Genomic DNA, 342 nt, shown 5'->3' on the forward strand with positions numbered 1-342 from the left:
AGAACAGACACAGTGTGTCGTTTCAATTTTCAGCTTGATCCAGATTTTTAAAGAGCAAATATCTCAAACATGACTCGGAAGTCAGTTTTGAGATATGGGGGTCGGCGACTTTCACTCACAAACCAGCAAGTGGCGTCCCCTAGGGGATTCGAACCCCTGTTACCGCCGTGAAAGGGCGGTGTCCTGGGCCTCTAGACGAAGGGGACACTGAAGTCTCAATCGCAAGACGCCTTGCTTTTTACTTTCTATCAGACAATCTGTGTGGACACTACAAAGGCAGGTTCTTTCAGGTAAGGAGGTGATCCAACCGCAGGTTCCCCTACGGTTACCTTGTTACGACTT

The 342-nt window shown here is 48.5% G+C and carries 1 tRNA gene and 1 rRNA gene; both read right to left on the bottom strand.

The annotated features are described in order from the left end of the window. Positions 1–130: 130 nt before the first annotated feature. Positions 131–206, bottom strand: a tRNA-Glu gene (locus LZP96_RS24070). An 85-nt stretch (positions 207–291) separates the two neighbouring features. Further along, positions 292–342: ribosomal RNA gene (locus LZP96_RS24075) — 16S ribosomal RNA — on the bottom strand; the annotation flags it as partial.

This window comes from Huaxiibacter chinensis (genome assembly GCF_022171985.1).
GTDB classification, from domain to species: Bacteria; Pseudomonadota; Gammaproteobacteria; order Enterobacterales; family Enterobacteriaceae; genus Enterobacter; species Enterobacter chinensis_A.